General features: G+C 53.4%; 24 protein-coding genes. 16 read left to right on the forward strand and 8 right to left on the reverse strand.

What is annotated here, in order from left to right:
- Nucleotides 1–1,161: 1,161 nt before the first annotated feature.
- Entirely contained in the window at nt 1,162–2,529 is a 1,368-nt protein-coding gene (locus OCV58_RS01725) for a sodium/glutamate symporter (RefSeq protein ID WP_154876698.1), read from the reverse strand.
- 110 nt (nt 2,530–2,639) lie between these two features.
- Nucleotides 2,640–3,803 carry an alanine dehydrogenase gene (locus OCV58_RS01730; RefSeq protein WP_087477250.1) on the reverse strand — a complete coding sequence of 388 codons (1,164 nt, stop codon included), beginning with the start codon at nt 3,801–3,803 and terminating at the stop codon, nt 2,640–2,642.
- A gap of 535 nt (nt 3,804–4,338) precedes the next feature.
- On the opposite strand from OCV58_RS01730, the gene thiS reads away from it, so the two are divergent.
- The 5 genes from thiS to OCV58_RS01755 all read left to right on the forward strand — a co-directional run bounded on the left by thiS (nt 4,339) and on the right by OCV58_RS01755 (nt 8,021).
- Nucleotides 4,339–4,533 carry a sulfur carrier protein ThiS gene (thiS, locus tag OCV58_RS01735; protein ID WP_087477249.1) on the forward strand — a complete coding sequence of 65 codons (195 nt, stop codon included), beginning with the start codon at nt 4,339–4,341 and terminating at the stop codon, nt 4,531–4,533.
- Between the two features lie 65 nt (nt 4,534–4,598).
- Complete coding sequence (locus OCV58_RS01740) at nt 4,599–5,369, forward strand: thiazole synthase (protein WP_087477248.1); 771 nt, start codon at nt 4,599–4,601, stop codon at nt 5,367–5,369.
- A 12-nt stretch (nt 5,370–5,381) separates the two neighbouring features.
- The gene (gene thiH, locus OCV58_RS01745; RefSeq protein WP_087477247.1) at nt 5,382–6,545 is read left to right on the forward strand and encodes a 2-iminoacetate synthase ThiH; all 1,164 of its coding nucleotides are present in this window, start codon (nt 5,382–5,384) and stop codon (nt 6,543–6,545) included.
- A 340-nt stretch (nt 6,546–6,885) separates the two neighbouring features.
- Nucleotides 6,886–7,482, forward strand: a complete 597-nt coding sequence (locus tag OCV58_RS01750) for a thiamine phosphate synthase (protein WP_087477246.1) — start codon at nt 6,886–6,888, stop codon at nt 7,480–7,482.
- Nucleotides 7,483–7,499: 17 nt separating this feature from the next.
- Complete coding sequence (locus OCV58_RS01755) at nt 7,500–8,021, forward strand: cysteine hydrolase family protein (protein WP_087477245.1); 522 nt, start codon at nt 7,500–7,502, stop codon at nt 8,019–8,021.
- Nucleotides 8,022–8,842: 821 nt separating this feature from the next.
- Here the strand turns inward: OCV58_RS01755 and OCV58_RS01760 are convergent.
- The 3 genes from OCV58_RS01760 to OCV58_RS01770 form a co-directional block, all read right to left on the reverse strand.
- Nucleotides 8,843–9,931: a glycerol dehydrogenase gene (locus tag OCV58_RS01760; RefSeq protein WP_154876699.1), complete on the reverse strand. Its 1,089-nt coding sequence runs from the start codon at nt 9,929–9,931 to the stop codon at nt 8,843–8,845.
- A gap of 187 nt (nt 9,932–10,118) precedes the next feature.
- Nucleotides 10,119–11,570 (reverse strand): 4-hydroxyphenylacetate 3-hydroxylase family protein, encoded by a 1,452-nt coding sequence (locus tag OCV58_RS01765; protein ID WP_107195329.1) that lies wholly within the window; start codon nt 11,568–11,570, stop codon nt 10,119–10,121.
- A gap of 344 nt (nt 11,571–11,914) precedes the next feature.
- Nucleotides 11,915–12,094: a hypothetical protein gene (locus tag OCV58_RS01770; RefSeq protein WP_143747670.1), complete on the reverse strand. Its 180-nt coding sequence runs from the start codon at nt 12,092–12,094 to the stop codon at nt 11,915–11,917.
- Between the two features lie 59 nt (nt 12,095–12,153).
- Between OCV58_RS01770 and OCV58_RS01775 the strand changes: the two genes are divergently transcribed.
- From OCV58_RS01775 to OCV58_RS01825, 11 genes are all read left to right on the forward strand, one after another.
- Nucleotides 12,154–12,447, forward strand: a complete 294-nt coding sequence (locus OCV58_RS01775; RefSeq protein ID WP_095629113.1) for a NifU family protein — start codon at nt 12,154–12,156, stop codon at nt 12,445–12,447.
- A gap of 9 nt (nt 12,448–12,456) precedes the next feature.
- Nucleotides 12,457–13,161, forward strand: coding sequence for a MaoC family dehydratase (locus tag OCV58_RS01780; RefSeq protein ID WP_154876701.1), 705 nt, complete (start codon nt 12,457–12,459; stop codon nt 13,159–13,161).
- A gap of 23 nt (nt 13,162–13,184) precedes the next feature.
- Nucleotides 13,185–13,421, forward strand: coding sequence for an acyl carrier protein (locus tag OCV58_RS01785; RefSeq protein WP_107195332.1), 237 nt, complete (start codon nt 13,185–13,187; stop codon nt 13,419–13,421).
- Entirely contained in the window at nt 13,405–14,085 is a 681-nt protein-coding gene (locus OCV58_RS01790) for an MBL fold metallo-hydrolase (RefSeq protein ID WP_107195333.1), read from the forward strand. The genes OCV58_RS01785 and OCV58_RS01790 overlap by 17 nt, the downstream gene beginning before the upstream one ends.
- Complete coding sequence (locus OCV58_RS01795; protein ID WP_154876702.1) at nt 14,075–15,136, forward strand: LuxE/PaaK family acyltransferase; 1,062 nt, start codon at nt 14,075–14,077, stop codon at nt 15,134–15,136. Before OCV58_RS01790 ends, OCV58_RS01795 begins: the two co-directional genes overlap by 11 nt.
- Nucleotides 15,129–16,313, forward strand: a complete 1,185-nt coding sequence (locus OCV58_RS01800; RefSeq protein WP_154876704.1) for an acyl-CoA reductase — start codon at nt 15,129–15,131, stop codon at nt 16,311–16,313. Before OCV58_RS01795 ends, OCV58_RS01800 begins: the two co-directional genes overlap by 8 nt.
- 12 nt (nt 16,314–16,325) lie before the next feature.
- Nucleotides 16,326–17,732 carry an AMP-binding protein gene (locus OCV58_RS01805; RefSeq protein ID WP_154876706.1) on the forward strand — a complete coding sequence of 469 codons (1,407 nt, stop codon included), beginning with the start codon at nt 16,326–16,328 and terminating at the stop codon, nt 17,730–17,732.
- A gap of 10 nt (nt 17,733–17,742) precedes the next feature.
- Complete coding sequence (gene rpoN / locus OCV58_RS01810; RefSeq protein WP_154876708.1) at nt 17,743–19,011, forward strand: RNA polymerase factor sigma-54; 1,269 nt, start codon at nt 17,743–17,745, stop codon at nt 19,009–19,011.
- A 40-nt stretch (nt 19,012–19,051) separates the two neighbouring features.
- Nucleotides 19,052–20,503: a sigma-54 interaction domain-containing protein gene (locus tag OCV58_RS01815; RefSeq protein WP_095629105.1), complete on the forward strand. Its 1,452-nt coding sequence runs from the start codon at nt 19,052–19,054 to the stop codon at nt 20,501–20,503.
- A gap of 68 nt (nt 20,504–20,571) precedes the next feature.
- Nucleotides 20,572–20,940, forward strand: coding sequence for a DUF134 domain-containing protein (locus OCV58_RS01820; RefSeq protein ID WP_095629104.1), 369 nt, complete (start codon nt 20,572–20,574; stop codon nt 20,938–20,940).
- Nucleotides 20,933–21,769, forward strand: coding sequence for an Mrp/NBP35 family ATP-binding protein (locus OCV58_RS01825; RefSeq protein WP_087477232.1), 837 nt, complete (start codon nt 20,933–20,935; stop codon nt 21,767–21,769). The genes OCV58_RS01820 and OCV58_RS01825 overlap by 8 nt, the downstream gene beginning before the upstream one ends.
- Before the next feature lie 68 nt (nt 21,770–21,837).
- Here the strand turns inward: OCV58_RS01825 and OCV58_RS01830 are convergent, their stop codons facing one another.
- The 3 genes from OCV58_RS01830 to OCV58_RS01840 form a co-directional block, all read right to left on the reverse strand.
- Nucleotides 21,838–22,257 (reverse strand): SoxR reducing system RseC family protein, encoded by a 420-nt coding sequence (locus tag OCV58_RS01830; RefSeq protein WP_154876710.1) that lies wholly within the window; start codon nt 22,255–22,257, stop codon nt 21,838–21,840.
- Nucleotides 22,258–22,534: 277 nt separating this feature from the next.
- Entirely contained in the window at nt 22,535–22,813 is a 279-nt protein-coding gene (locus OCV58_RS01835; RefSeq protein WP_154876766.1) for a glutaredoxin family protein, read from the reverse strand.
- A gap of 43 nt (nt 22,814–22,856) precedes the next feature.
- Nucleotides 22,857–23,276 (reverse strand): NifB/NifX family molybdenum-iron cluster-binding protein, encoded by a 420-nt coding sequence (locus tag OCV58_RS01840; protein ID WP_154876712.1) that lies wholly within the window; start codon nt 23,274–23,276, stop codon nt 22,857–22,859.
- Nucleotides 23,277–23,461 lie beyond the last annotated feature (185 nt).

Here is a 23,461-nt window from a genome sequence, read left to right on the forward strand (position 1 = left end):
TGAAACAGGAGTCAAGCAGGAAAAAATCCCTTCATGCATAAAATAGCAAGCACTTCCTGTCTGGGTGATCTTTCAAATTTCCGTTCTAAGCGATTTTTAAGAGGTAACACGATAAAAGCGTCATGCACCGCATAAAAATTCCTTACAGCGGAAATTAGAGCATTTTTTAATTTCGAGATATTTTTCTATGCTGTGTCGTCGAACAAATATTTGAGCCAAAGCTTCGTAATGAGAGGGTCGTAGGTTCGAATCCTATTAGTGGCTCCAGAAAACATGCGGGTTCCCGGAATCGGGAACCCGTTTTTTTGTGCAAAATGTACTTGGAATGTACCTTGTAATAACTTTATAGGTATAATGTCGTATCATGTTTTTGTTAAATAATCGGATACTACTGCTGTTGCCGGGAACAGCCATTACTATAAATGAATTGATTATTTATTAATTGTATTCTATTTATATACCATTTACTTTATCCCTTATTTTTCAACGGTGAATTGTCAAGCTAAGTACAATGTTTTAATGGCAGACTTCATAAGGTGTTTTATATCCCCAGCATGTTTGCAGCCGAAGATTGAGCTCTGTAAAGACAGGCTGCATATAGGTTCCTGAAATAGTCGTGATATCCATCCCTTTTGTAAAATACTCCCGCACCATCCCTTTGTATTTTCATCGCTGTCATGGCTGACACGGCAGCGTAAAACTGCGAAGAGGCTGGCCTTTCCATACCCGAAGCATTGCGTCATTGATAGCTCGCGCCATTTTGTTTGCTGCTTTGCCGCCTGACAAATACCGGTTTTTCCCGGCTGTCAACGTTACCAGACATGCGTAAGCCTTGCCCTTAGCTTGTAACTTCCTCATTCGTTTTACCCGCTTATGGCTCTGTCATATCCAGCCGCGGCATGTGACATTGAGAATTTGCGTCCTTCCGTTCCTTTACATTTGCACCTGCCAAACGCAGGTTCGATGCATTCCTTTCTATAAATAGAATTAAAATATCAAGGGGCTGCCGCACGGTAACAGTGCGGCAGCCCCTCATGTTGCTACGATTTATATTGATTTTAAATACAGTGCATACGCTGTTGCACGGGATTTCACAAGAATAGCATAAAATCATACCGCATGGGCAATACTCTTTTTTTGATGAAATTCCGGCTTGCAGTATCAGAACTCATTCTCCGCAGGGCGGTTCAGAGGCATCTTGAGCCACCACCACTTGAAGATGCGGTTGACAAGGATACAAGCCGCAAAGATCACAATATAGAGGATAATAAATTGCCAGTGCTGGCCGCAGAGAAGCATACTGGGGGCCATGGACCAAGCAAACATTTCAAAGGGAGTGGTCAGCGGCCCGGCCAAGGCAGTATCGTTTAGGGTCTTGGACTTGTTTTCCGGGTCCACGATGCGCAGCAGGATAAAGCCGATGGCAAACACACCAGTGGAATAGCCCCACACGAAGAGGGAACGCTCAAACCAGCTGCCTTTATTCATGGCAGCGCCAAAGTACATCAGGGTAAGCACTACCAGCACCATGCCGAACAGCAGCAGCAACAGCAGCGGTATAGCGTACTCCACAATAACGGAGATCTTGATAGAGGCGATACCGAAAAACACCAGATAGTCCGTGGCTGTGCCGGAGATACGGCTGATGACCGTATTGTCCATGTAATGCCCTACTCCAGTTTTTTGGAAGCACAGGAACATAGCCATGCCAATGAGGAAGGCCAGCAAATAGCTGGGCAGGTCCAATCCTATGGCGTCCTTAATCCACCCGTTGGCCAAGAAGCCTGCGCCGGAAGCTATCAAAAGCAGGGCCAAATGCCAGGCCAGGGGATCCAGCACTACGGAGGCGACGGTCTCCTTACCCATAGAGCCCCGATTCTTCTCATCCTTGATCAGGCCGGTCTTCAAGTCTCCGGAGATGTACTGGAAGCTCTCAATATACTTGGTCCAGCCTCGCTTGGTTCCGATCTTGATAAAGAACAGCCCTCCGAAGATGCCGGACAGGATGCCCACCGTGGCGCAGGTCATCCCAATGTCGGTGGCGTCAGTAAAGCCCAGCTCCGCCATGGCAGATCCCACTGCAGCGGCGGTGCCGTGGCCGCCGGAGAATCCGGAAGCCAGCAGAAATCCAAAGCCGTAGTTGATCTCCGGGAACAACTCGGAAATCACCAGCACCCCAAATAAAGGCGCAAAGGCAAACTGAATGGCCTGGGCCAGCACTTTATAAGAGAAATAGGAGCCAACCCGCTCCACCTCAGACTTGAATTTGGTCTTGGAAAAGGAAAATCCCCCCATGCCCACGGCCGCAAAAATCAGGATGATCAGCACGCCGGGATAACTGCCAATGGAGTTGGAGAAGGGCAGCACGTTCAACCCCTGATTCCCCAGGACCAAAGCGATAAAACCGGCAATCATGCTGGCCGGCACAAAAAATTTCTGAACCAGAGGCACCTTGGCCCGGATTAACTGTCCAATCACAATAAACAGCGAGGCAAAGGCAAAGTCCAGTAAAAAGTCGTTGACGCTCATAAAATTCCTCCCATGAAATAAAATAAAGGGAAAGTCCCGCCGGGGTGGTTCTCCTCAGCAGGACTTTCCCAAACTCGCCAAGCTCTCCACACAGAGGGCTGCGAGTATGCTTAGAGCTGAATGAAGTTTTCCGAACGGGTATTCGTAGTGCGGGGAGCGGGATCCAGTTCCCGATCCGCTATCCCCAGAATATCTTCAGGGCGAATCCAGGGCCGGTTTTGGATAGCGCTGGTTTCCTCATGGGTGAGGTATCCCTGATAGGTAGTCAAGCTGCGCCGAAGGAATCCGTCCCGGGCGCAGGCCTCTGCTACCCCGTTGTTCAAAATGGAACGGAAGTGGGGAAGCACTGAGGCAGCATAGGCGATGGAGGTCGACTGGGCAATGGCGCCGGGGATGTTGCTGACGCAATAGTGAACCACGCCCTCCTCGATATAGCGGGGATCGTCGTGAGTGGTTTCGTGGAACGTCTCAATAGCGCCTACGTCGTTGCTGATATCTACGATGACGGAGCCCTTCTCCATGGAGCGGACCATTTCCCGGTCGATCATGTACTCCGTGGCGTTCTTGGGCCAGCGCACGCAGTTATATACTACGTCGATTTCCGGCAGAAGCTTTTTCAGGTTGTACCGGTTGGAAATCTGGGTATTGATTTCCTCGTTGAACTGCTGGGAAATATCCCGCAAAGTGCCGATATTTATGTCCATCACGGTCACCCAGGCCCCCAAGGCGTGGAGGACAGAGACACAAGCCCGGCCCACGGTACCGCCGCCCAGTACCAGAGCTTTGACGCCAGGCGCGCCGCCCAGGCCGTTGACAAATTTTCCCTTGCCCCCGTGGATAGACAACAGGGAATCAAGACCCATCAAGGCCCCCATTTTGCCAGCTGCCTCACAGTTAGGGGAGCCATACCGATGGCTGTCCTCAGCGCTGAAAGAGATGCACTTGCTGTCTAAAAGGGCCTGCACTTCTTGGGGATGAGCGGCAGGATGGATGCAGGTCAGAATAATCTGATTCTCCCGCAGCAGGGGAAATTCACAGGGCTCCAGTTCCTTGACCTTGGTAACAAAGTCACATGTCCCATAGATCTCTTCCATGGTGTCCACCAGTTTAGCGCCCTCTTTCTCATACTGCTCGTCCGAAAAGCCCGCGCCGATACCGGCGCCGCGCTGGACGTAGACCTCGTGGCCGTCGCCCACAATGGCGTCGACTTCCGCAGGTGTAACAATGGTGCGGTATTCGCCGGTTTTGATATCCTTTAACAGTCCGAATTTCATCTTAAAATCCCTCCGTTTTGTATGGCATGGATCAAACTCCAGCCGTTGATTTTGCAATTTTATAAATAAATTTATCTCGATTTCTTCAAAAATCGAGATGGTTTCAAGGTCTGTATGCACAAAAACGCCAATAAAAAAAGACCAATAATTGTATTATAATACAGTTTTCAGACATGTCAAGCAGAACTCTCTCGGCTAATAGTGTAAAGTAGTTGTAGGTATTTTTTGAAAGGACATTTTCAATAGTTCCTTTAACTAGTTGATATGGCTGCTATCGTTGCGTTATAAACGCCATGCAGCCATATGCCGGTACGGGTATTGCCGTTACATTATACGTCATTTACTCTTATATAATAAATTTTCCCACAATTAGTTTGCGCTGTCATATGTACTAAAATTCACGAATATCTTGACAAGAAGCATCTATTCGCTATAATAATACGTAGAGTGTGACTGACAAAGCCGCACGAAGGGGTACACCACCGCGGGTGTAATTCTCTTCGTGCGGCTTATTTTTTATGAAAGGAGAACGCCGATGGTACGAATTAATGGAAAAGAAGTCCAGGCTGCGGGCATGAATTTGCAGGCCTATTTGGACCAGGAAGAGCTGCGGCCGGAACGCATCGCCGTCGAGCTGAACGGCGCTATCGTAAAGCGCGGAACCTATCGCACCGTCACCTTATGCGACGGCGACACGATGGAAATCGTCCAGTTCGTCGGAGGAGGCTGATAGGCATTCCCCGCACAGAAGTACCATTATCTCATACAGCAGCAAATACAAAGGAGTTGTTTCTCATGGAACAAAAAGACACGTTGATTCTCGGCGGTCATGAATTTACATCCCGCTTCATTCTCGGTTCGGGCAAGTATTCCGTCAACCTGATTCAGGCTGCCGTCGAACAGGCCGGCGCGCAGATCGTCACGATGGCCCTGCGCCGCGTCGAAGCCGGGCAGAAAGATAATATCCTCGACTTCATTCCCAAGGGCGTAACCCTTCTTCCCAACACGTCGGGCGCCCGCAACGCCGACGAAGCCGTCCGCATCGCCCGTCTGTCCCGCGAAATCGGCTGCGGCGACTTTATCAAAATCGAAATCATGCGCGATTCTAAATACTTGCTTCCCGACAATGTCGAAACGGTAAAGGCGACGGAAATCCTGGCCAAGGAAGGCTTCGTCGTATTGCCCTACATGTACCCCGACCTGTACACGGCCCGCGACCTCGTATCGGCCGGCGCAGCCGCCGTCATGCCCTTAGCGTCGCCGATCGGCTCCAACAAGGGCCTGTCCACGAAGGATTTCATCCAAATCCTCATCGACGAAATCGACTTGCCCATCATCGTAGACGCCGGCATCGGCCGCCCGTCCCAGGCCTGCGAAGCCATGGAAATGGGCGCCGCCGCTATCATGGCCAACACGGGCCTGGCGACGGCAGGAGACCTGCCCCTCATGGCCAGCGCCTTCCGCAAGGCGATTGAAGCAGGCCGTCAGGCCTATCTGGCCGGCATGGGCCGCGTCAGCGAAACGGCATCGGCGTCAGACCCGCTGACAGGATTCTTGGGCGACTAAGGAGGTACGACGATGACAGAACAACGCATTGACCACATGACCTATCTTCCGGGCATGGAAGTCCTTGATTCGAACATGCTCGACGAAGTGACGAAATACCACGACGCCTTCCATGACGAAGACTATACGTCCCAAGACGTCGAACGGGCCCTGAATAAGCAGCACCTGGAACCGCGGGACTTCATGGCCCTCTTGTCGACGGCCGCCGCTCCGTATTTGGAACAAATGGCCCAGAAGGCCCACATCGTGACGCGCCGCCATTTCGGTTCCAACATTTCCATCCTCACGCCGATTTATTTTGCCAACTACTGCGACAACTACTGCATCTACTGCGGCTTCAACTCCCACAATAAAATCAAGCGGGCCCGCCTGAACGACGAAGAGCTCCACCGCGAATGCCAGAACATCGCCAACGCCGGCATCGAAGAAGTCCTCATGCTGACCGGCGAAAGCCCGAAGATGTCGGACATTCAGTACATCGGAAACGCCGTCAAGATCGCCCGCCAGTATTTCCGGGTCATCGGCATGGAAATCTACCCGGTCAACTCCGACGATTACAAATACCTCCACGAATGCGGCGCCGACTACGTTACGGTATTCCAGGAAACGTACAACTCGACGAAATACGAAACGCTGCACCTGGCTGGAAATAAGCGCATCTTCCCCTACCGCTTCTATTCTCAGGAACGGGCAATTTTAGGCGGCATGCGCGGCGTCGGCTTCGCTGCCCTTCTCGGCCTCGACGACTATCAGAAAGACGCCGTCGCCACGGGCATGCACGCCTACCTCATGCAGCGCAAATATCCTCACGCTGAAATTTCCTTGTCCTGTCCGCGGCTGTGCCCGATTATCAACAACGATAAAATCAATCCGAAAGACGTAGACGAACGGAAGCTCACGCAGATCATCTGCGCCTACCGCCTGTTTCTCCCCTATGCGGGCATCGTCGTATCGAGCCGAGAAAGCGCCCGGTACCGCAACGCCATCATGAAAATCGCCGCTACGAAGGTATCGGCCAGCGTCTGCGTCGGCATCGGCGGCCACTTGGAAGACGACGGCTCCGAAATGGGCGACGAACAGTTTGAAATCACCGACAGCCGCTCTTTCGACGAAATGTACGCCGCCATCAAGCACATGGGCCTGCAGCCTGTGACCAGCGACTACATCTATGTATAAGCTATCTCCTTTTTATAACCTAACTATAGAAACGGCAAAAACAGCTTGCAGACTAATCCACTGCCAAGCTGTTTTTGTTATCTCCCCCTGCTGTCTTTGCTATGATTATTTATCATTATTTCTATATCTTCGCGGCATTTATTTTGTTAGATAAATCTCCAGAAAATACTTATTTTTGTAAAAATTTATACAGTGTATGCCCTTACATCATTTATTTTTAGAATGACCTATATTCCTACCGTATAAACATTGACGGAGCTATGAGATTAATATATAGTAATAGTATATATACATTATAATTTTATGTCATTATACTATACAACGATCGGGTGATATTATTGTGTTAAAAGTAGTTGCAATAACAAATCGCGAACTTGCCACGACGAATTATTGGGACCAGCTTGAACAAATCGCCGCGTCCGACGTCGATACCATTGTTCTTCGCGAAAAAACGCTGTCAGAAGATGAATACGTCGAATACGCAAAAAAAGCGCTGCGCCTGTGCAACATGCACGACAAGACGTGCATTCTCCACCACTTCGGCAAAGCGGCCATCCGCCTGCACGTTCCCCGTTTCCAGTGTTCGCTGGAGTATTTGGAAACCCATTCGTCCCTTCTCTATTATATGACGACCCTGGGCGTTTCCGTCCATACGCCGGAGGAAGCAGCGCGCGCCGAAAAGCTGGGCGCAACGTACATCATGGCCAGCCACGTATTTCCGACAGACTGCAAAAAAACGATGCCGCCAATCGGCACGCAGACCGTCCAGGCCATCTGCGACGCCGTGTCGATTCCCGTCTACGCCTTAGGGGGCATCAATCTTCAAACGGTCAAAGAGCTCGGCACTACGCCCGTTGCCGGCGTCGCCCTCATGTCAGGGCTCATGGTCTGCCATGACGTGCCGGCCTATGTCCGCGAACTCAAGCAGCAGCATTAAGGAAGAAGGGATACTGTATGAATCAGGCTTACGTCATCATCGACATGCAGAACGACTTCATCGACGGCGCCCTGGGGACCAAGGAAGCCCAGGCCGTCGTACCGCGCATCGAAGCTAAAATCGTCGCCAGCAAAAAGGACACGTCCGTCAGCACCGACTTGATCTTCACGCAGGATACGCACGGAGAAAATTACTTAGACACGCAGGAAGGGCAGAAACTTCCGGTCCCGCACTGTATCAAGGATACAAAGGGCTGGAATATATGCCGTCAGCTCCTGCCGTATACCTTATTTGCCACCATCTTGGAAAAGCCTACCTTCGGCAGCACCGATTTGATTGCTGAAACGGCGGAGTACGACCGCATCGTCCTCATGGGCGTATGTACGGATATCTGCGTCATTTCCAACGCCATGCTGCTGAAAGCCTTCTATCCGGAAAAAGAAATTTGCGTCGACGCCTCATGCTGCGCCGGCGTCACGCCGGAAAGCCACGCGCGGGCCCTGGAAGCCATGAAAATGTGCCAAATTGATATTCTTTAAAGCGATTTTCACCTTGTAAATTCTTCAGGATATGATATACTAACCATGAAGAATGAATGAAACAAGGAGCATTGTAGATGCACCGAACGAACCCCCTCAACAGCGGCCACTGTGAGGGGGTTCTAACGCTATTTATACCGGCGCTTCGGCAAGGCTGGTTGCTCACATCTTTCTATTCAGCCATCTGCAAATGTAATTCGCTACTACACTTGCCATAATAGAAAGAATGAATGAAACAAACTCCTGCATTGTATCTGCCACCCCCTCCCCGTTGCGGTTTGGGTAAGCAACGCTCTTAGTATATCATACGCAAGAAACCTTTGCCTTAGGACTCCCTTGCAAATTTTACATAGGAAATTCATCAGTCATACAGCCAGCCCCATCAAGAGCCTTAATCTTAAACACAGTCAAAACACCCCATAAAAAAGATGTCGCCGAAGAAATCGATCTTTCTTCAAGCGACATCTTTTTCATTATATTATGTTTTGTCAGCTGCCGGCGGTATGACAGCATATCCCGCAGCCCCTTCCACTTCAAGCCAAGAGCTTATCCAGATGGAACGGAGTGCTATGCGTATAGAAGAAAAGCCTTCCTTGATCTTGAGACGACTGTGATACCATATGGTTATTCCGTCGCATTCTTTACGCAGAAAACCGCCTTGAATTGGTTTACCTAAACCAATTTCCGGAACATAACTGCCCCAGATGCGATTACCTTTTCAAGTCCCGCCCAAGGACGGCTCAAACGTCAAGGATATGATAACGTGTCCGCCATGCTTTTGAATATACCCTTTCGCCGCCGGCGTTACGGTAAACATAGCCTTAGGCTCGGCCGGCCGCGTCGGCTGCCATAATTGCAGCGTATACTTCGTCAGCCGTAATATCGGCGCGGACGTTTTTCGTAAACTGCGTCGGAACTGTCGCTGCGGCGGCAACCTGGCGAAGTTCGTCTTCTTTTACGTCCGTAATGCCCATATCGGCTAAGCACGACGGCAAGCCAACGGACTTGATATACTGCAGAACCGTATCCCATTCTTCCTGCGGAGCCTGTTCCAGCTGCAGCTGTACCAACAAACCGAAGGCTACCTTTTCGCCGTGAGACATGCCGTGCGCCTGAGGCACATAGGCAAATCCGTCGTTGACGGCATGCGCCGCAGCCAGGCCGCCGTCTTCAAAGCCGACGCCGCTCAAATATACGCAGGCTTCGACGACGGCTTCCAGTTCCGGCGTGACGACGTGCTGTTCTACAGCTTCCAAGGCTTTCAGAGAATCCTTGAGGAGCGTCTTATAGCACAATTCGGACAAAGCCATCGCCGTCATAGAGCACTTGCCGCGGGACATGGTCTTTGCGCCGCTGCGGTAGCAGGCACGGGCTTCAAAATACGTCGACAAGGCGTCGCCCATACCGGAAACGAGATAATGCTTCGGAGCCTGGGCAATGATTCCCGTATCGACGAGGACGACGTCGGGGTTGCGGTGCATCATGAGGGCCTTGATGACCACGCCTTCATCGTTATAAATGACAGCTACGCTGCTGCATGGCGCGTCGTTAGACGCAATCGTCGGAATAATGACAGATGGCAATCCGCCTAAATTCGTAGCGACGGCCTTCGACGTATCGAGAGCCGTGCCGCCGCCGACGCCGACGATGACGTCGCAGCCACTTTCTTTGGCTACAGTCATTGCATCTTCAATGGCCTGCTTCGTGCACTTGCCGCCAAATTCACAGAATACGACCTTTTTATCGGCGCTTTCCAGTGAGGCCGCAATGCGGTCGCCAATGCGCTTCTTATTGTTGGGAGACAGCAACACCAAAAACGTCGTCCCTAATTTTTTTACATACTTGCCTAACTTATCCAATTCGCCTTCGCCCTGGATATAGTATCCGGGAGCTTTCAATCCAATAGCCATGTATATTCCGCCTTTCTTATCCGTTATACTCTCATGATGCAAAATCTCCCTGTCAGGTAAACGTGCCGGCGCACGCCGCCTGCAGGGAGATCTTGCCTTGCAACTGCATACCGCCGGAGGCAAGGAGTCAGGCCTCAGGGCGGATATGCCTTATACATCATTCATAAGCAGTGAAGTGATACCAAAATTAGTCTTCAATATGCGCGATAGCTTTAGCCAGCTGTTTCTTCATGCGCAGGTTGCCCTGACGGGAAATCATGATGCGCTGCGCCTGCGGCGAGCCTGCGCCGTGCATGGATTCCGTGCGGTAGCCGACGGCAGCCGTGCCAAGGCTGAGGTTTTCGATGAGACGCAAAACTTTCAAGCGGTTTTCCGTCGATACGGAGCTTACACCGCGGAGATATTTTTCAACGTACGGCCCGATCTTCGGATCGCGAAGGTCTTTTTCAGACGGAGCCGTTACCATGAGGCCGCCGGCAATATCTTCGGCGAGGCGGACGATTTCATAGGGGAAACGGGTGACGTTCTGCTTGCAGACGTTCGCCAGCAGGAGGTCGATGAGGTAGTTGCCCGAAGCGGTCTTCGTACCCAATGCGGAGCAGGCGATGCCGCAGGCATACAGCGTTTCGTTGAGGTGCTGCATTTCGATGAGCTTATCTTTAATGTGCGATGCCTTCGGGCAGCCGTTGTAATCGGCAGCCAACGCAGCGGCGCCGATGAGGACGTCGCCTACACCAACCTTGCAGCCGCCGTAAGACTGACGGTGGTAGCCGGCGAAGCGTTCGACGAGAACGCCGGCAAATTCATATTCGCCGTTGAGGTAGATGTTTTCGTTCGGAATGAATACGTTGTCGAAGATAACGAGAGCTTCCGTGCCGCCGAATTCGGGGTTGCCCGTATCCATTTCGGCGCCTTCGAGCTTACGTGTATCGCAGGACTGACGGCCGACGATCATGAAAATGCCTTCGGCGTCGGTCGGGCAGGAGAAGGAAATAGCGTAGTCCTTGTCGTCTTCGCCCATGGCAATCGTCGGCATGACGATAACTTCATGAGAGTTGATGAAGCCCGTCTGATGAGCTTTTGCGCCGCGGACGACGACGCCGTCGGGGCGGCGTTCTACGACGTGGAGGTACAAATCGGGATCTTCCTGTGCGTGGGGAGCCAAGCCGCGGTCGCCTTTCGGGTCGGTCATGGCGCCGTCAACTGTAAGGTCCTGCGTCTGCACCCGTTTCATGAAGGTCATGAAGTTGTCATGATAGTGGGTGCCGTATTTCTGGTCGATATCATACGTCGTGGAGAATACGGCGTTGAAAGCGTCCATGCCTACGCAGCGCTGGAAGCAGGAAGCCGTTTTCTGGCCGAGGAGACGCTGCATTTTTACTTTGTTCATCAAGTCAGTCGTGCTCTGATGAATGTGCGTAAAGCGGTTTACCCGTTCGCCCGTGTACGGAGACATAACGGTCATCAAATCCTGATATTCCGGCATCTGAGCCAAGTCATAGGTCATTCGGACGGAATTCAGAGAGGGACGGAGAATCGGGTCGTCTACAGGACATTCTACTTTTTTGCCAAACATGTATACCTGCAAATTCAGTTTTCTCATGCTTTCAATATACTGTTCGCCAGTCATTAACGTCATAAATAAATCATCCTTTCCGGGAAAATACATAGGGAGATAGTAAAGACTGCACGGACACACAAAGGTCTCGTTTCATTGCAGTGTCTTGCTTATACAATTAGCAACAATCGTGCCAAGTTGATGCGATTAGGCTGAAATTCAGAAAATTTTTTCTGCAAACAGGAAATGAATCCATGATTGTGGGGAAAAATAAAAATCTTCATGCCTCTTTTTGCTTCATTTTTGGTTCTTGCCATAGGCAAATATTGTCTTTTGTGCTAAAATTGCAACAAGAGAAACCGCATTGTTGTTTCAATAATGGTTCAATAATTCTGAATACGTCATTTTTGGCACAATAATAGATATCAAAACCAATTTTGTTTCAAAACAAGAGATACGGCAGGAGAAATTGCCGGCAGTTTGACAAAAAACGGTGCATCACGCCGCTTCATCGCCTTGTATTTTTCATTTTCACTTGGATTTTTTGCCATTTTCAGCCCTGATAATCCTGCGCGCAGGCCGGCAAGCAGCTGTCCCCACAGCATTTGGCATAGTTATTGCTTATATATTACCATATAATAGTTAAGGAAAAGGAGTGACCCCCATGTCTACAGCTACTCGCGCCGAAATCGAAGGCGTATTGGACACCTACGTCCGCCCGTCGTTGGCTTCACATCAAGGAAACGTCGTCGTCGTCGATTATACCGACAATGTACTTCGCATCCGCCTGACGGGAAAATGCAGCGGCTGTCCCTCTGCCCAATTAACAACAGAAGAGCTAATCTCTGCAACGGTCAAAGAACACATCCCTGAAATCGAAGATGTCATCTTAGTCAGCGGCGTCAGCGACGAATTAATTGCCCAGGCCAAGGCCATCTTACAGAACGGGCACTTGTAGGAGTTCCGCATGAAGATAGGGATAAAATACTGCGGCGGCTGCAACAGCCGGTATGACCGCACCAAAGAAGTGGAAAAGCTGAAGAAACAATTTCCCCAGCATGAATTTACCTACCAGGTAGATACGGCCATCTGCGATATCTGCCTTCTCGTCTGCGGCTGCATGACGGCCTGCGCGTCTCCGGAGGGGCTGGCGGCGAAACGCTTCGAGCAGCTCTGCACACCAGCCCAGTTTGCTCAGCTGGCGGCGGCGCTGAAAGCAGAGTCCGACGACCAACGGCCGGAGAAAAAACACCTTTGCGCCGGTCATACGGCGTCGGCGCAAAAGACGATAACCGAAGTCGATATACAAGGCTTTGCCGCCCTTACGGGAAATTACGGTAAGCTCCACGCCGACGCGGCCTTTGCCGCCCAATGCGGATTTAAACGGCCCGTCGTCCCGCCTTCGCTAGTCGAAAGCCTGCTGTCAGCCCTCATGGAAACGCAGCTTCCCGGCGACGGCGCCATCCTCATGGAAAGCAGCGCACGCTTTCCAGAGCCGGCGTACGTCGGCGACACGGTGACGTCGACGGCAGCAGTGCTGGAAATAGGGCCGCACGACCGCGGCTACGCAGCGACATTGCGCGGCGTCTGTACGAATCAAAACGGAACCATTCTCGCCGAAGGCATGTACCGCTATCTGCTGCCGGAGGCATTGTTTTCCTGTACTCTTTAACTAACGACAGAAAAGGTGATACTATGACAAACTTAGAAAAATACGACAAACTCTTCATGACCAACTTCAAATTGACGAAAGACCAGCTCCCCGGTTTAAAATACCGTTCCATCAAATTATGGGACTCCATGGGCCACATGACGCTCATGGAAGACATGGAAGATACCTTCGACATTTCCATTGATACGCCGGACGTATTGGCTTTCAGCTCTTATGAAAAAGGCATGGACATCCTCCGCAAATATGGAGTCGACATTTAAACTCCCTGAGCCGGCATGCCTGGTCGATCCATTGACGGAAAGCAACTGCTATATCTTCACATCCGGCAGCAGCGCGTTGCTCATAGACCCGAACAATGCCGACCTAATCAACACGTATGCAGCGGAACACCATATCGTCCCGGAATACGTTTTGCTCACTCACGAGCACTGCGACCACATAGCCGGTCTCAACGACCTGCGCAGCCGCTGGACCCTCTCCGTCGTCGCCAGCAAAAAATGCAGCGACGGCATCCAAAATACGAAGATGAACATGACGCGCATCATGGAATCGTATCTGTATTTTAAAAGCGGCGGCAAGCTGCACGTCTCGTATCCGAAATTTACCTGTCAGGCAGCGGATATCGTCTTCGACGCCCCAGTCTACGATTTCGTCTGGAAGGGACACTCCTTCCGCTGCATTGCCGCTCCAGGCCATACGCCGGGCAGCATCTGCATCGTCGCCGACGACGCTCTCTTGTTTTCCGGCGATTACTTCATTCCCGGCGAAGAAGTCATTACGCGCCTGCCCGGCGGCGACGACGAGGCCTACCAGACCGTCGGCAAAGACGTACTGCGTTCCCTGCCGACCCCCATTTGGACCTATCCCGGCCACGGTCTTCCTTTCATGCTCACCCAGGAGGTGAAGAAACAGTATGGACTATAGCCAATGGCTGTCCCATGCGCCCTACGCCTGGACGCAGGAAGAAAAAGAAAAGCAGTATCTGCCCTATTTTCAGGAGCTGACGGACCATCACCGCCGCCATTGCCGGCCTTACGGCCAAGCCCTCGACGTATTCGGATACGGCAGACGGTTTTCGGCGCTGGAGCAAATTCCCATGCTGCCGATCCGCTTATTCAAATACTTGAAATTGCAGAGTATTCCTGACGAAGACATCTTCAAGATCATCACGTCGTCGGGAACGACGGGCCAGGCCCGCTCCCGCATCGTCCTGAACGCGGCGACGGCGCAAAACCAGCAGCTCACCTTATACGCCATCGTCAAGGATTTTCTCGGCGCAGGCCGCGTGCCCATGCTCATCGTCGATTCGCCGTCCGTCTTTACCGACCGGGCGGCGTTCAACGCCCGCGGAGCCGCTATCCTGGGTTTTTCCATCTTCGCTAAGAAAAAATATTACGCCCTGACAGACGACTTGACCTTAAATAAAGAAGCCTTGCAGGCCTTCGCCTCCCGCACGGGACCAGTCCTGATTTTCGGCTTTACCTTCATGATTTGGAAATATTTGTGCCAGGCCATTGCCGCCGCAGGGCTTTCCTTCGACTTTTCCAATGCCGTCGTCATCCACGGCGGCGGCTGGAAAAAAATGGAAGCCCAGGCCGTATCGGCCGAGGCTTATAAACGGCGGCTGTACGACCAGTTCCGCATTTCCCGCGTCCATAACTACTACGGCATGGCCGAGCAGACGGGCTGCGTATACATGGAATGCGAAGCCGGCCACCTCCACGCCAGCATTTTTTCCGACGTCATCGTCAGAGCCCCGGAGGATTTCTCTCCCTGTCCCATAGGAAAATCAGGAATCCTTCAGGTTCTTTCTCCCATGGCCGTCTCTTATCCCGGCCATTCGCTTTTGACGGAGGACATGGGGGCCATCTTAGGCGTTGACGATTGTCCCTGCGGACGCAAGGGAAAATATTTCCGCATCGACGGCCGCATTCCGCAGGCTGAAATCAGGGGGTGCAGCGATACGCATGAATAATCAATACACGCTTTTAGCCGGCTCTATGCCGGAAATCCCATTCCCCATGAAGCCCTTCACCCCTCTCGTCCTGGATTTTCTCGCCGTGCTGTCCCGCGAGCTGCGTCATCATCCCATAGCCCGGACCGAACCCGCCTGGAGTGCACTTGGCTTCTGGCTGCGGCCCAATCACCTCAAGCAGCTGAGCCTGCATCTTTCCCAGCAGGAAGCCCGCCTTGGACGGGGCCTCATCTTTCACATCGCGCCGGCAAACATGCCGACCATCTTCGCCTACAGCCTGTGCATTTCCCTGCTGGCTGGAAACGGCAACATCGTCCGCGTCTCACCGCGCCTGGCTCCGGCTGCCGCCCCTATATGTGATTTAATTCACAGGATTTTGCAGGATGACAAATTCACCGCCCTGCGCAGGCAGAACGCCATCGTCACCTACGGCCGCGACGACGAGCTGACAAGCCGTTTTTCTCAGCAGTGCGACGGCCGCATCGTCTGGGGCGGCGACAAGTCTATCGCTGAAATACGGACCTTTCCCCTGCCGCCGCAAGGCGTAGAATTGGTCTTCGCCGACAGATATTCCTTCGCCGTCTTTGACTGCTCCAGCATTCAGAACGGTACGGACGACGAGCTGCGCGCCTGGGCGCACCGCTTCTACAACGACACGTATGAAGCCGACCAGAACGCCTGCTCCAGCCCGCGCTTCGTCTTCTGGCTCGACGAAAGGGGATCGTCCTTCGAGACGGCGCAGCGGCGCTGGTGGGACGCCGTCGCCGCCGAAGCCAGTGCCTATGACCTGCAGCCCATCAAAGCCAGCGGCAAATACACCGACGCCTGGGAATTCGCCATGACGCAGCCGCACCTCCAGTCGGCGGCCTTCCGGACCAACAGGCTGTACGTATACACCCTGTCGTCCCTGCCGCCGGACATTACGGCCTTATCGGGCTCCTTCGGCCAGTTCTTCCAATTCCCGATCCGGACCCTCGACGAAGTCCTGCCCTTTGCCGTCAAGAAGGTTCAGACCGTCTCCACCCTGGGCATCGATCCGGCAGTGCTGAAGCAGGCCCTCGTCGAAGCCGGCGCTATGGGCGTCGACCGCATCGTACCTGTCGGACAGGCCTTGGATATGAACGTCCTGTGGGATGGATACAACATGCTTGAATCCCTCTCCCGTGTCATAGAGTAAGGAGGCTTTCCTATGTATTTCTTTGACAAACATCCCGACTTCAAAACCTGTACGCTCTTTGAAGACGATTGCGGACAGGAGGCGACATATGAAACCTGGTATGCCCATGCCGACGAGCTGGGCGGCGTCGTGCCGTCCCGGTCCCTGGCGGCGATCGTATGCCGCAACACCATCGGTTCGGCCCTGTCCTACTTGTGCTGTCTGCAAAACCGCGTCGTCCCCCTGCTCATAGACGAAGCCATGGACGACGAGCTGAAGCAGGGACTCTTGGACGCGTACCGCCCGGAATTCATCTTTTGCCCCCATGGAACAGAAGGCGGCAAACCCCTCTATTCGCTGTATGACTACGACGTATACCGCCATAATGATACGTCGCCGGCCTTATACGAAAACCTGGGCCTGCTGCTGACGACGTCAGGCAGTACGGGAAGCCCGAAGCTCGTCCGCCTGAGCTACGACAACATCCAATCCAACGCCGCCTCTATCGCCCAGTATCTGGAACTAACCGCCGCCGACAGGCCTGTATCGAGCCTGCCCATGCACTATACCTTTGGGCTGTCCGTCATCAACAGCCACGTTCTCTGCGGCGCAGCGGAATGCCTGACGACAGCGACGGTTTTCGACGCGGCCTTTTGGCAGTTCTGCAAGGAAAAAAGAGTGACGTCCATCGCCGGCGTTCCCTTTACGTACGAATGCCTGCGCCGTCTGAAATTCACCAAAATGGAGCTTCCCGACTTGACGCTGATGATTCAGGCCGGCGGAAAATTGTCGAAAAAATTACAGAAGGAATTCGGCCAATACGCTGCCGGCACGGGAAAGCGCTTCGTCGTCATGTACGGCCAGACCGAGGCGACGGCCCGCATGTCCTACCTGCCGCCGGCAGACTGCCTCCGCAAGATCGGCAGCATCGGCGTCGCCATCCCCGGCGGCTCCTTCCGCATCTTGGACGACGACCACGCCGAGCTGACCGAACCCAACGCAATCGGCGAGCTGTGCTACGACGGCCCCAACGTATCCCTGGGCTACGCCCATGGCGCCGACGACCTCCAATTAGGAGACGAACGGCACGGCCGCCTGCTTACGGGCGACTTGGCCTACTGCGACGAAGACGGCTTCTACTATATTGCCGGCCGCAAAAAACGGTTTGTCAAAATCATGGGCAAGCGGGTCAACATGGACGAAGTCGAGCAGCTGTTCAAAAACGCCTTCGCCGACAGGGATTTCGCCTGCACCGGCGGCGACGACGACCTGCTCGTCTTTACGACGGCTCCGGAAACGGACTGCTCCGACTTGGAGGATTTCCTCGTCGCCAAGGCGGGCCTTCATCCCAGCTGCTTTACCATCCGCTCTGTCGCCGCGATTCCCAAAAACTCGTCGGGCAAGACGCAGTATACGGACTTGCCCGGCCTAAAGGACTGAGGATATGCCAATGGACGCACGTATGACCCTTACGCAAGAACAAATTCAAAAGCTGTCGGCCATGCAGATTCAATCGCTGCAAATCCTGTCCATGTCCTCGGAAGACCTGCGCAGCCTGCTGCAGAAGGAGTCGGAAGAAAATCCCTTTCTCGATTACCATCCGTCGTCGTCCCGCGGCGGCGCAGCAGAATTTCTCCAGTTCGTCGCCGCGCCGGACAAGGACAGGATCAAAAATTTCCTCATAGAGCAGCTCAATCCCAGCCAGTTTACCAAGCCCCAGTGGGCTCTGCTGAATTATCTGGCCCAGTGCGTCGACGACCAAGGCTATTTGACGGTGACGGAACAAGATGTATCGCGCTTTCCCCTACCGGACGGACTGTTTTCCCAGGCCGTCGCCATCCTGCAGGGCCTGCATCCGCCGGGAATCGGCGCATCGTCGCTGCAGGAGTGCCTGAAATTGCAGCTGCGGCGAAAGGGTGAGCTGACGCCCTTAGCGGAAACCCTCGTCGACTCGTTCTTAGAAGATATCGGGAAAAACCATATCGCCGCCGTCTGCCGGGCCCTGGGCCTTCCGAAACAGCAGGTCCTGCCGACTATCCGGCGCATCCGCGCCCTCGACCCGGCCCCGCTGAAGGGCCTCTTTGACAGTGCAGACGCCTACGTCGTTCCCGACGTCGTCATCCGGCCAACCGAAGGGGAATATGAAATTATCCTGAACGACACGTGGTTCGCCTCCTATTCCATGAGCGATTACTATATCGCCATGATGCATCAGGCCGACGACCCGGATATCAAAACCTATTTCCAGCAGAAGCACGCCCGCTGCTCCCTGCTGCTCCACAATATAGAACGCCGGCGCCAGACCCTCGCCGCGCTGACCGGCGCGATTTGGGAATGGCAGCGCGAATACCTGGAGACTCACCATGCCCTGCGGCCTATGACGCTCAAGGACATGGCGGAGAAAACGGGACTCCATATATCGACGATCAGCCGTGCCATCAAGGACAAATACGTGCAGACGCCGTACCGGACCCTTCCCTTCAAGGCCTTATTCCAATGCCCCCTGCAGAAAGACGGCCAGTCCCTTTCCAAAGACGCCGTCAAGAAAGCCCTTTGCCAGCTGATCCGCGAAGAAGATAAGGAACGCCCGTACAGCGACGCCCAGCTGGTAGAAATGCTGTCGGCGCAATTCCATACAGCAATTTCCCGGCGAGTCGTTCAAAAATACCGCAGCCTGCTTCATATCCCCAATTCTTACGCGCGAAAGATCCAGCCATGACCGCCCTACACTAAACAGCATGCTGGAAGAGAGGAGTCCTATGGGAACGAAAGAAATTTTTTCCACTGTCGCCGAAGCGGCAGAACACCTGAACGCGATTATCGAATACTCCTTCGACGGTATTTTCATTACCGATAAAAACTGCAACGTCCTGCGCATCAACCATTCGTACGAAGAAATTACCGGCCTGACAAAAGACGAAATCTTAGGAAAGAATATGGCCGATTTGGTGCAGCAGAAGCTCATCTCCGAGTCGGGCTCTCTCATCGTGTCCCGCACGAAGCGGCCCGTCACCTTGCAGCAGCGGTTCAAATCGGGGAAGGAAGCCCTGGTCACCAGCTCGCCTATTTTCGACAAAAACGGCGAACTCCTTATGATCGTCACCAACGTCCGCGACCTGACGGAAATCTACAACCTCAAGGAATCGATACAGGAAAAGACCGACGCCATCGAGCGCCTTCGCCTCGAGCTGGAACACATTCAGACGCCCCTTACGGAGCGGGAGCTCATCGTCCGCGATGAAACGGCCCTGGCAGCCATGGTATTGGCCAACCGCGTCGCCCCCATGGACACGACGGTCATCTTGTTCGGCGAAACGGGCGTCGGCAAGGAAGTCATGGCCCGATATATCTACCAGCACAGCAGCCGGGCCAAAAACAGCTTCATCCAGGTAAATTGCGGGGCCATCCCGCCCAGCCTCATCGAAAGCGAGCTCTTCGGCTACGAAAGCGGCGCCTTTACCGGAGCCAGCCGGGGCGGCAAAATCGGCCTGTTCGAATTAGCCGACAAGGGAACACTCTTTCTCGACGAAATCGGCGAGCTGCCGAAAGACATGCAGGTCAAGCTGCTGCGAGCCCTTCAGGAGCAGGAAATCATGCGCGTCGGCGGCACCAAGCCGATAAAAATCGACGTGCGCATCATCGCGGCGACGAACCGCAATTTGGAAGACATGGTGAAGAACGACCAATTCCGCGAGGATTTATACTATCGCCTCACAGTCTTTCCCATTTCCATCCCGCCCCTGCGGTTCCGCAAAAAGGATATTACCCCCCTGGCCCTGTCGTTTTTGGGCAAGCTCAATCAAAAATACAATTTTAAGAAGAGGTTTTCCAACATTTCCATTCAGCTCCTGAACGAATACCCCTGGCCCGGCAATATCCGCGAGCTGAAAAACATCGTCGAACGGGCCGTCATCATCAGCTCCGGCGACGAAATCAAGCCGGAAGACCTCCACCTGCTCCGGCCGACGAATCCTGTCGTCCCAGCCGAGCAGGAAGCCGAAGAAGCCGCGCCGGAGACGGCAGCCGAAGTACCGGACGCACTCCCTTCCGACTTAAACGAAACGCTGGAAAAGCTGGAATACCATTACCTGACGATGGCCTACGAACAGGAGGGCAACGTCCGCGCCGCCGCCAAGGCCTTGGGCATCACGCCGTCGACCTTTGTCCGCAAGCGCAAGCGCTATGAAGAAACCTATGGAAATAAGGCCTGAGGTATTGTTGACATATGTCATCTATACTTTTATAATAATACTGAATCACTGAAAAGGGAGGTAATTCCATGCCGAGACCGCCGCGGTGCCGCCGCGTCTGTTCTCTGCCCAAAGCCGGCGAGTTCGCCCCGTCCGGCTGCGCAGCCGACGCAGAGGTCATCATCATGCGCATTGATGAATACGAAGTCATCCGCCTGATCGATTTGCTCGGGCTGACGCAGGAGCAGTGCGCCGCCCAGATGGACGTGTCCCGCACGACCGTCACGGGGATTTACGACGGCGCCCGCCGAAAAATTGCCGACGCTCTCGTCCATGGAAAGCGCCTTCTCATCGAAGGCGGCCACATACAACTCTGTGAACATACCGGCTCCTGCTGCCACACGCGCTGTCAGGCCGGAAAATGTAATCCCAAAAAGGAGAATGATAGTAATGAGTGAAAATTGCAATCACGACTGCTCCAGCTGCAGCAGCGAATGCTCCAGCCGCACGCAGCCGCAGAGCCTCCAGGCTCAGCCCCATGAAGGAACGCACGTAAAACACGTCATCGCCGTCGTCAGCGGCAAAGGCGGCGTAGGTAAATCCCTCGTCACGTCCCTCATGGCCGTACAGATGCAGCGCCGCGGCTTCAAGACGGCGATCCTCGACGCCGACATCACCGGCCCGTCCATCCCGAAGGCCTTCGGCCTGACAGAACGGGCTACAGGAGACGCCAACGGCATTTTCCCTGTAGAAACAAAATCGGGCATTAAAGTCATGTCCATGAACGTACTCCTGGAAGACACGACGGCTCCCGTCGTATGGCGCGGACCGGTCATTTCCGGCGCCGTAAAACAGTTCTGGACCGACGTCGTCTGGGGCGATATCGACTACATGTTCGTCGACATGCCGCCGGGAACGGGCGACGTCCCCCTGACGGTATTCCAGTCCCTGCCGGTCGACGGCATCCTCATCGTCACGTCGCCGCAGGAGCTCGTCTCCATGATCGTCGAAAAGGCCCTGAAGATGTCGGAAATCATGCACATCCCCGTCCTCGGCCTCATCGAAAACATGAGCTATTTCGAATGTCCCGACTGTCATTCCCGTCATGAAATCTACGGCCCGAGCCATGTAGAAGAATCGGCGGCGAAATACGAAATCCCCCATACGGCTAAGCTGCCTATCGATCCGGAATTCGCCATGCACTGCGACAAGGGCGATATCGAAAGCTACGTATCGGACAGCTTGACCGATACGGCCACCTACCTCGAAGGCGTATTAAACAAATAATCACCTCTCATACAATACAAAAAGCTGGCCCGAAGAACTCCTGTGTCTTCGGGCCAGCCTTTTTGTATTTACGACTCGTCGTCTTCTGTTTCGATGATCTCCGTAATCGTAGCCTTCGTATCAATTTTCTTTCCCAGGGACGAATCGTACAGCTTGACCAATACGGCGCTGACTATCAATCCGGCTGCCGCGCCGATCAAGGCCGACAAAACCGTCTCGCCGAAGGAGTAGCCGCCGATGCCGCCTAATATAACCAGGAACAAGGGAACGATAAAACAGATAAAAGCCCCCATGACAAGGTGCTCATCCTGCACTTCATACCGCACGTCCTGTCCTTCCTGAGCGCCGAGGCCGTTTCTCGCCGTCACGTAGACGTGCTCGGCGCCAAAGCAGGCGCTGCAGGCAACGTATAAATGATCGCGGTTGACGCGGACTTTCGCCAGGCCGCCGTCGAGGATTTCCGTAATGGTGCCTTCTCCAATTCGCATATGACTCCCTCCTCATGTATCTAAAAAATAATCATTATCCATTGAGTATCTTTAGTATAGCACACTTTACATATCAAATCAATACTTTTTTAGTTCACTTTTATCGCATGATATACCCCTTTATGTTGTCAAAATCCAGGAACTGAAGAAGTTTCCGGCTCTGGCCTGTGGTTCCCTCAATCAGTCTGCTACCGGCCTGTCGCCGGAGTGCACCGCTTCCCTGTACGCAAAAAAATACCTGCCGATTTCTGTGGGAAAAATCAGCAGGTATAGTGACCTAAGCCATAGCAGCGTCGAGGGCTGCCTTCACATGGCTCTTAATTTCATCATAGGACTGGCCCGGCTGGGCTTCATAGAGCTTTTCTGCGCCGATGAACATAGACGGCACGTAATAGTAGGAGTGTCCCTGGACGACGTCGGGAGATTCCGATTCTTCATACCAATGGACGGGCACCTCGCCGTAGGCCGGATTTTCACTGACTAATTCTGCCAGCGCCGCCTTCGCGTTGCGGCAGTAGGGGCAGCCGTTTAAATAAAATGCCGTAATTTCTTTCATCTTCAACCCTTCTTTCGCTGTCGTATATAGTCTTGCTTTGTGATTAGTGGTGATGGCCGCAGCCGTGATGTTCATGCTGGCCGCAGCCGTGTTCGCCGCAGGCATGGTCGCCGTGGCCGTGTGCATGGTCATGATGGTCGCAGTGCACGTCGGGATTAAAGGAGAGAGTCCCCGCCAGCAGGGCTGCTACGGCTTCGTCTGCCGAACCCTGCACGCCGCCGTACAAGGCGATGCCGGCCTGGGCCAGGGCCATTTGCGCGCCGCCGCCGATGCCGCCGCAGATCAGCGTATTGACGCCCTGAGCCTGCAAAAATCCAGCCAGCGCGCCGTGGCCGCTGCCCATCGTGTCGACGACTTCCGCGCTGACGACTGCGCCGTCTTCTACTTCGTAAATCTTAAATTGTTCCGTGTGGCCGAAATGCTGGAAAATCTGGCCCTGTTCATATGTAACTGCAATTTTCATACTTGTCCATCCCTTTCTATGACCGGTTGATGCCAGCCTGTGCGACGTTTTATTTTTGACATATGTCAATTATAAATCACTATATTCTATTTGTCAACACGAGACCGCTCCATAGAAACAAAAGAAAACGGCCCGCCGTAGGAAATCGCCTTAAATACAGGCGATTCTCCCCACAGCGGAGCCGT

This window comes from Megasphaera stantonii (assembly GCF_025567065.1).
GTDB classification, from domain to species: domain Bacteria; phylum Bacillota; class Negativicutes; order Veillonellales; family Megasphaeraceae; genus Megasphaera; species Megasphaera stantonii.